Source organism: Streptomyces sp. NPDC052114, assembly GCF_040680155.1.
In the GTDB taxonomy this organism is placed as follows: Bacteria; Actinomycetota; Actinomycetes; order Streptomycetales; family Streptomycetaceae; genus Streptomyces.
The window spans coordinates 495,566-504,103 of the sequence record NZ_JBFAWC010000002.1 but is presented as its reverse complement, the minus strand read 5'-3'; the positions used below and the strand labels follow the sequence as shown (position 1 = coordinate 504,103).

The 8,538-nt window shown below is 72.1% G+C and carries 7 protein-coding genes; all 7 read right to left on the bottom strand.

Features of this window, described 5'->3' with window-relative positions; genetic code table 11:
* Positions 1-84: 84 nt before the first annotated feature.
* A complete protein-coding gene (locus tag AB0L89_RS06100) occupies positions 85-1,413 on the bottom strand; it encodes a HAMP domain-containing sensor histidine kinase (RefSeq protein ID WP_365135022.1) in 1,329 nt (442 codons plus the stop codon).
* Between the two features lie 345 nt (positions 1,414-1,758).
* Positions 1,759-3,948: an ABC transporter ATP-binding protein gene (locus AB0L89_RS06095; protein WP_365135605.1), complete on the bottom strand. Its 2,190-nt coding sequence runs from the start codon at positions 3,946-3,948 to the stop codon at positions 1,759-1,761.
* A gap of 84 nt (positions 3,949-4,032) precedes the next feature.
* On the bottom strand, positions 4,033-4,257 hold the full coding sequence (locus AB0L89_RS06090; RefSeq protein WP_055699593.1) for an MbtH family protein: 225 nt from the start codon (positions 4,255-4,257) through the stop codon (positions 4,033-4,035).
* A 96-nt stretch (positions 4,258-4,353) separates the two neighbouring features.
* Positions 4,354-5,169 carry an alpha/beta hydrolase gene (locus AB0L89_RS06085; RefSeq protein ID WP_365135020.1) on the bottom strand — a complete coding sequence of 272 codons (816 nt, stop codon included), beginning with the start codon at positions 5,167-5,169 and terminating at the stop codon, positions 4,354-4,356.
* Positions 5,170-5,181: 12 nt separating this feature from the next.
* Complete coding sequence (gene dpgC, locus AB0L89_RS06080) at positions 5,182-6,447, bottom strand: (3,5-dihydroxyphenyl)acetyl-CoA 1,2-dioxygenase DpgC (protein WP_365135601.1); 1,266 nt, start codon at positions 6,445-6,447, stop codon at positions 5,182-5,184.
* A 149-nt stretch (positions 6,448-6,596) separates the two neighbouring features.
* Positions 6,597-7,283, bottom strand: coding sequence for an enoyl-CoA-hydratase DpgB (dpgB, locus tag AB0L89_RS06075; protein WP_365135018.1), 687 nt, complete (start codon positions 7,281-7,283; stop codon positions 6,597-6,599).
* A 14-nt stretch (positions 7,284-7,297) separates the two neighbouring features.
* Positions 7,298-8,500 carry a 3,5-dihydroxyphenylacetyl-CoA synthase DpgA gene (gene dpgA, locus AB0L89_RS06070; protein ID WP_365135015.1) on the bottom strand — a complete coding sequence of 401 codons (1,203 nt, stop codon included), beginning with the start codon at positions 8,498-8,500 and terminating at the stop codon, positions 7,298-7,300.
* Positions 8,501-8,538 lie beyond the last annotated feature (38 nt).

The window sequence follows — 8,538 nt, the reverse complement described above, 5'->3', positions numbered from 1 at the left end:
CGCGGTGAATTCGATGCTATGCCCGAGGGGAAAATGACGCGACCGTCCGCGGTGGCGCCTTCGGGCAATCGCCGTCGGCGCGGCCTAGCGCGGGCCCGCCGTGCCGACCGTCACGGATTTCGGGGGGAGTTGAGAGGGTCCGCCGAGGTGTCCGGCGGACGCGTCGTGGTGCGCGACGGGCGGCCGGTCCGACGGCTCCGGCGGGAAGGCGACCTCCACGACCAGACCGCCCCGCGGCCTGGCGTGGGCGTCCAGGGTCGCGCCGTGGGCGGCGGCGATGGAGCGCACGATCGACAGGCCGAGGCCGTGGTGCCCGTCGCCCGCGGTGCGGTCGAGCCGCTGGAACGGTTCGAAGAGCCGGCCCACCCGGTCCGGCGGGACGACGATGCCGGAGTTGGTCACGCGGACGACGGCGCGTCCGCCCTCGACGCGGGTCACGACGTTCACCCACCCGTCGGGCACGTTGTAACCGATGGCGTTGTCCAGGAGGTTGGCCACCAGGCGCTCGACGAGCGCGCCGTCGCCCCAGGTGGCGGCCGGTCCGGTCGCGGCGTCCAGCCGCAGCCCCCGCTGCTCCGCCTTCGCGCGGCACCCGAGCACCGCCCTGCCCGCGAGCTCCGCCAGGTCCAGCGGCTCGCGGCGGTCGAGCCCGCGTTCGCTGCTGGAGAGGGTGAGGAGCGACTCCAGGAGCCGCGCCTGCTGCTGGCTGAGGACGAGCAGCCGCTCGAAGTTGGAGCGGAACGAGTCGACGGTGGCGTCGCGGTCGATCAGCGCCTCCTCCAGGAGCGCGTGTTCGACGGTCAGGGGGGTGCGCAGTTCGTGCGCGGCGTTGGCCACGAAGCGTTTGTGGGAGTCGAGTGCGCCCTCCAGGCGGCCGAGGAGTCCGTCGACGGTGTCGGCCAGGCCCTTCAGTTCGTCGTCCGGGCCCTCGACGGCGAGGCGCTCGTGCACGTTGTGCGCGGAGATCCGCTGGATGGTGGAGTTCATGGTGCGCAGCGGGCGCAGGACGCGGCCCGCGACGAACCAGCCGAGCCCGATCGCGATGACCGACATGATCGCCAGGGCGACGCCCGACTCGATGAGCAGGCGGTTCATCTCCAGGTCGTGCTGGCGCATGGCCTGTTCGCGCTGGGCTTCGGCGAAGCGGTTCAGGACGGCGGACGAGCTGCTCCCCTCGTACATGTGGACGCCCGCGTCGGCGGGTCCGCCGGACCGGTCGCGGCTGAAGACGAACATGCCGTTGGAGCGGCTGACGAGCAGGTAGGTGATCGTCAGGAGGACCGCTCCGGAGAGGACGAACAGCGATCCGTACAGCAGCGTGAGCCGCATGCGGACCCGTTTGGGCAGGAAGCGAGAGACGGCACGGGCCCAGGGCCGGGCCGCACGGGACGAGCCGGGAAGACGCATCGGCATCTCACATCACATCGTCGGATCCGGTACCCGCGGCGGGGGTCGGTCTCGGTCGCGGACGCCCGCGTGGTCGGCTCGGGGCGCCGGGCGTCCGTCCGGACGCATCACGGGATGACGATGTCGGCGTACTCGCGGGCCCATCACCGCTCACCCCCCGAACGATCCTCCGGGCCGGGACGGCCCGAACGAGCCGTATACGCCGTCCAGGCTACCGCCGCACCGCCCGCGCCGGGCCGGAACCGGCAGCACGGCATCCGCGACGCGGGGTTCCACGTCGCGGATGCCGTGATCCACGGTTTTTATGGGCAGTTGTACGGGTGGCCGGTGCGGGCACCCGGTGTTCTCACCTCACCCCGGGTCGGCGGGCGGCGGACCGCCCGGGCCCGGACCTGGACCCGGACCGTAGCCGGGTCCGGGGCCGCCCGGACCTCCTGGGCCACCTGGTCCTCCTGGGCCTCCTGGGCCACCCGGCCCGCCCGGGCCCGCTCCCGGCGGGGCGAAGTACACCCCAGGAGCCGGACGTTGGCCTCCCGGACCCGGGAACCCTCCGGGCGGTCCGGCCTGCATCCCGCCGTGCATGACGGGACCGGGCGGGCCGCCGACCGGCTCGGGCACCGGCGCGTCGCCGTTCGTGGACGGCTGCCGGGAGAACTGCGTGCGGTACAGCTCCGCGTACAGCCCGTCGAGCAGCATCAGTTCCTCGTGCGTGCCGCGTTCCTGGACCCGGCCCTTGTCGACGACCAGGATCTGGTCGGCGTCCCGGATCGTGGAGAGCCGGTGGGCGATGACGAGGGAGGTACGGCCGCGCAGCGCGGTCTTCAGGGCGCGTTGCAGGGCCGCCTCGGACTCCGAGTCGAGGTGGGCGGTCGCCTCGTCGAGGACGACGATGGGCGGGGCCTTGAGGAGCAGCCGCGCCATGGCCACGCGCTGCTTCTCGCCGCCGGAGAACCGGTACCCGCGGTCGCCGACGACGGTGTCGAAACCGTCGGGCAGCGAGGAGATCAGGTCCCAGATCTGGGCCGCCTTGCACGCCTCGACCAGGTCGGCCTCGCTCGCGCCGGGCCGCGCGTAGGTGAGATTGTCGCGGATGGTCGCGTGGAAGAGGTGCGCGTCCTGGGTGACCATGCCGACGGTCTGGTTCAGCGACTCCAGCGTCACGTCGCGGATGTCCTGGCCGCCGATCCTGATGGCGCCCTCCACGGGGTCGTAGAGCCGCGGCACCAGGTGGGTGATGGTCGTCTTGCCGGCGCCGGACGGACCGACCAGGGCGGTCAGTTTGCCCGCGGGCGCGGTGAAGCTCAGGTCGCGCAGGGTCCAGGTGTTCTGGGTGCGCTCCTGCATCGGCAGCGCGATGGACTCCAGCGAGGCGAGCGAGACGTCGGCGGCCTTCGGGTAGCGGAAGGACACCCCGTCGAACTCGATCTCGGGGGCCCGCGGGGTGTCGTCGTGCGCGTCCCCGGCGTCGTCCGGTGACGGCCGGGCGTCGACGGTGGCCGTCGCGGCCGGCAGGGGCTTCGCGCCGGGCTTCTCGGAGATCAGCGGCTTGAGGTCGAGGATCTCGAAGAGCCGGTCGAAGCTGACGAGCGCGGTCAGCACGCTCGCCTGGGCGCCCGCGAGCTGGTTGATCGGCCCCATCAGCCGGGTGAGCAGCGTGGCGAGGGCGACCAGGGTGCCGATCTGGAACGTCCCGTCGATGGCGAGCCCGCCGCCCACGCCGTACACGAGCGCGATGGCGAGGGCGCCCACGAGCGTCATCGACAGGAAGAGCAGCTTGCTGTAGACGGCCGCGAGGATGCCGAGGTCCCGTCCCTTGGCGGCCAGTCCCGAGAACATGCCGGTCTCGGCGGCGGGGCGGCCGTAGAGCTTGGCCAGCAGCGCGCCGGTCACGTTGAAGCGCTCGTGCATGAACGAGCCGACCTCGGCGTTGACCTGCATGTGTTCACGCATGATCCGCTGGAGCCGGTGGCCGACGAGGCGGCCCGGCAGGATGAACAGCGGGATCACGATCAGGGAGACCAGAGTGACGACCCAGGACAGGTAGAACATCGCGCCGAGGACGAGGACCAGGGTCAGTCCGGCGGACGCGACGGTCGACAGGAGCGAGGTCACCGCCTGCTGGGCGCCGACCACGTCGGTGTTGAGCCTGCTGACGAGGGATCCGGTCTGGGCGCGGGTGAAGAACGCCAGTGGCTGGCGCTGCACATGGTCGAAGATCCTGGTGCGCAGGTCGTAGATGAGACCTTCGCTGACGCGCCCGGAGTACCAGGCCTCCGCGAAGCCGAGACCCGCGCTGAGCAGCGCGAGGGCGGCGACCACGACGGAGATCCAGACGACCACCGAGGTGTCGCCCTTCGATATGCCGTTGTCGATGAGGTACTTGAACAGGATGGGCGTGGCCACCACGTTGCCCGCGTTCAGCGCGGTGACGGCCAGGAGAAGCACGATCTTGAGTCGGTACGGTTTCGCGTAGGGGAGGATTCGTTTTGCCGTGCCGGGCTTTATCTGCTGCCTGGTCACGGACTCGTCGTCCGGCCCCATACCGCGCATCAATACCGGCCCCGGTCCGCCGAGTATTGCCACGAAAACCTCCTGGTTCCGTTGTGATTGCCGGGTGGCGGCCGGCTAGCCGGCGGCTTCGAACTTCTCCATCTCGGCTATGAGGCTCTTGGGCCGCATGTCCTTCCAGTGCTCCTCGATGTACTCCAGGCAGGCTTTGCGCGTGTCTTCCCCGAACACGGTCTGCCACCCGGCGGGCACTTCGGCGAAGGCCGGCCAGAGCGAATGCTGGTTCTCGTCGTTGACGAGAACCAGAAAGGTGCCGTTTTCGTCGTCGAACGGGTTCGGCATGTCCACTCCGATCATTTTTCATCGTGTCACTGGCAGGGCGTGTTTCACGCTAACGGGACGTTTCTGGGGCGACAAGGCCGTCCAGGAGAAGTGCCGTCAAGAACGCGGGTGTCGGCCGGTGAAGAAATCGGTGATCGCCGAATTCACGGCCGTGGGATTCTCCAGATATCCGTAGTGTCCGCAGCCGGGGATCTCGGTGTAGGTGCTGTGGGGAATGCTCCGGGCGACCTCGCGGGACAGGTGCGGGCGGATGACCAGGTCGTCCTGGAAGCCGATCACCAGGCACGGCCGGCTGATGTGCCGGTAGGCGGGCAGCCGGTCGGGGATCAGCTGGAGGCCGAGCTGGCCGCGGACGCCCGACCGGTCGACGGCCGACATCTCGAAGACGGCGAGCCAGTCCCGCAGCCGTTCCTCGTCGTTGAGCGTGCGCGGCGAGAGGTTCTGGAGTGCCTGTACGTACGCGGCGAAGCGCGGCGGCAACTTGCCGTCGCCGTCGCTCAGTTCGAGGTCGGCGGCCGTCATGGCGGCGGTCAGCGCGTCCGTGCGGCCGCTGGTCGCCATCAGGACGGCCTGGTGCACGAGGTCGGGGCGGTCCAGGAGCAGTTCCTGGACGGCGATCGCGCCGAGCGAGTAGCCCACGACCCGGCACGCCCCCACGCCCAGGCTCTCGATGAGCCCCGCGACGTCCGCCGCCATGTCGGCGAGGGTGAAGCCGTCGGAGCAGGGGTCGCTGGGCGGGATCCCCCGGTTGTCGAGCGTGATGACCCGGTAGCCCGCCACCGTCAGGGCGGGCACCTGGTGCGTGCGCCACATCCGGCCGGGCGCGCCGGTGCCGGTGACCATGACGACCGGGTCTCCGGTGCCGTACTCGTCGTAGTTGAGCCTGATTCCGTTGACCCGGGCGATCGGCATCGCGCTGTCCCCTCAGCCGCGGGCGGCCGCGGCGGTTCCGTCGGGCGGCGCCGGTCGCGCGGCGGCGAACCGGCCCACCTTGTCGATGACGTCCTGGCCGTAGATGCGGAGGGCCTGCTGGAGCGCGAACTCCGCCAGGTAGGCGCGGAAGGCGTCCGGCGGCTCCTCCGCGAGGTTGAGCATGCGCCGGTTGGCGAGCACCGCGGCGCCGTCGAGGCGGGCCAGGCTCCGCTCGACGGCGGCGTCCATGTCCTCCGGTTCGACGACCTCGTCGACGAGGAACCGTGCGTCGGGCTCGGCCGCCCTGATCCTGCGGCCCCCGAGGATGACCTGTCGTGCCGGGCGCGGCCCGACGTACCGCGTGAAGCGGAAGTTGGCGACGCCGGGGATGATGCCCTCCTTCGCCGCGGGCAGGCTGAGGTAGGCGTCCGACGCGGCCAGCACGTGGTCGCAGACCAGCAGGATCTGGGTGCCGCCGCCGATGGCGAACCCGTCGACGGCGGCGACCCACGGCTTCTCCACGCGCGGCGAGTGCCACTGACCGGGGTGGTCGGTCAGCACGCCGCGCACGAGCTTGTGGAGAAAGCCGAGTTCGCGGCGGAGCAGGAACCCGACCAGGGGGATGTCACCGGAGCTGAGGCTCTTGAGGTTGATGCCCGCGCTGAAGACGCGCCTGCCGCGGTAGCGGGGGTGCGTCATCTCCCCGCCGCGCAGCAGTCCGACGCGGACGGCCGGGTCGAGCAGGGCGAGGTCGACGGCGGTCTCCATGTCGTCGACCTGGCGGCTGTCCTCGGCGTTGAGGCAGTCGTCGCGGCACAGGGTCAGCCGGGCCACGCCGTCGTCGCGCCGCTCCAGGCGCACCGACTCCGTCTCGATCAGGCCGGTGCGGGTGAACTCCGGCAGGAGCGCCAGGGCGCGCGGTGTGGGCCGGAGCATCGCGTCGAGCAGATGGGCGCCCGAGGCCGGGGACCGCAGCACGGCCCGCAGGAAGATGCCCTGGTCGATCTCGTGGCCTTCCTTGTCGGCCTGGACGCGGTCGCGCTCGGCGGCGAGCCGGGCGGCGTCGGGGACCAGTCCGGGCAGTGCTCCGGCGGCGGCTTCGAGCAGTTCGTCGATCCTCAGGTCGACGGCGTGGTCCTCGGTCAGCAGGGCGTACACGGCGTCGGCGTGCGCGTCGAGGAAGCGGACCCGCAGCGTGCGGGCCGCGTCCTGGGCGGCGGCCAGTTCGGCCCGCTGTGCGCCGGTGCGGGCGACGGGTTCGGGCAGGGCAGCGAGCAGGTCGTCGACGCGGGCGACGGCGCCGGACGCCGCCGTGAGCCGCGCCCAGGCGTCCCGGACGTCCTCGGGCCCGGGGGAGGCCGGGCGCGCGCCGCGCCCCGCCTCCCCCGACTCCCCCGACTGTCCCTGCCGCGCGGGGACGAACGTCGTCACGAGGCCTCGACCTCCTGGCCGGCCGTCGCGGCGGCGGGCTGCCGCAGGGCGCGGTCGCAGGCCGCGAGGTGCGCGCCGAGCGCGTCCTCGAAGCTGGTCGTGGTGGCGTCGAACAGCAGCTGCCTGCGGATCGCCAGCTCCTTGCCGGACAGGCCGCCGGTCAGCGCGGCGGCGTCGGCGACGGCGGCCGCCGGGTCGTCGGCGACGGTGTCGACGATGCCCAGGGTCCGTGCCTCGGTGGCCGTGATCGGGCGGCCGAACAGCACGGCCGCGCGGACCCGGGCGGCACCGGCGAGCTGGACCAGGCGGTAGCCGGCCATGCCGGGCCAGGTGGCGCCCGCGTCGCGCGGCACGAGGAAGCGGGTGTCGGGGGCGGCCACGCGGAGGTCGGCGGCGAGGAACGCGTCGAGCGCGGTCCCGCCGCAGTCGCCGTGGGCCACCGCGACCGACGCCACCGGCAGCCGTTCGAAGCGGCGCAGGACGCGCTCCCACTTGGTGACCAGCATGACGTCCAGTCCGCTGGCCCAGTGGGCGTCCGGGGCGCCGCCGACGTGGACGACGGCGACGCCGATGCCCTCCTCGTCGCCGTCCTCGGCGCGGTCGCAGAGGGCGGCGACGCTCTTGACGGTCGCCGCGGACAACGGCTGTGAGCCGTCCAGTTCCAGTGTGTGCAGGGGTTCCATGGGCCCGTGTGTCCTCACCATCGGATGAGCGCCGTTTCGATCGTGGAGCCCGGTCCCATGGTCATGAGCACTCCGTACTCGCCGGGCCGGGTGACGCCTTCCTCCAGGAGGCGTTCGTACGAGAAGAGGAACGAGCCGCTGGACACGTTGCCGTGGTCGCGCAGCACACCCACGGTGTGGCGCACGTCGTGGCGGGTCAGTCCCAGGTTGACGACGACGGCGTCGATCACCTTCTTGCCGCCGGAGTGGACGAGCCAGTGCCGGATGTCACTGCGGCGCAGGCCGGTTCCGGTGAGCAGCCGGTCGACGACGATCTCGGCGTGCGCGCCCACCACGTAGGGGATCTGCGGGTCGAGGAAGAAGCTGAACCGGCTCTGTTCGCGGTCCCAGTCGTAGCGCATGGCGTCGACGGCGTCGGGGATGATGCAGCTCGCGAACTTCAGGACGGACGGGCCGTCTTCTTCCCGCCGGGCCGGGTCGGGCACCGCGGCGGGCACCTCTGCGGGGACCGCGGCGGGCACCGGGTCGGCGCGGAGCGCGACGGCCGCCGCTCCGTCGCCGAAGAGGCTGTTGACGACGGCGGTGCGCATCGTCGAGTCCACCGCGTACGCGGCGGAGCAGGCCTCCACGCAGAGCACGACGGCGAGTTCGCCGGGGTGGGCCGTGGCCCAGCCGGTCTCCAGGCTCAGGGCGTTGAGCCCCGCGTTGCAGCCCATGCCGACGATGTCGGCCCTGCTGCAGTGCCGGTCGATGCCCAACTCCTTGATCAGTAGGGCGCTGATGCCGGGGGTGAGCAGCCCGGTGGAGGTCACGCAGCACAGATGGCGCAGGTCGGCGAGTTCGGCGCCGGCCGCCTTGAGGCAGGCGCGCAGGGCCTCGGCGCCCATGTCGAGGGCGAGGCGCTTGTGCTTGTCGAGCAGGTCCCCCTGGGGTTCCGAGGCCCGCACCCCGTGGGCGTCCTCGGGCGGCAGCGCGAGATTGCGGCGCTCGATGGCGCTGTTGAGGAAGACCGAGCGCACCTTGGGATCGGTGATCCCGAAGGCGTCGAGCACCTCCTCCTGGGAGTAGGAGGTCGGCGTCACGGCCGTGCCCACCCCGAGGATGCGGGGGCGGCCCGCGGCCGTCCTCAGGTCCCCCGCGGTCAGGACCGCGGCCTCCCGCGGCCGCGGGTCGTCGAGGCCCTCCAGGGCCTCGGGCGTTGCGATGTCGATGGTCATCGGAAGGTCCACCCCCACATACGCGGCTTGCTGCGCGG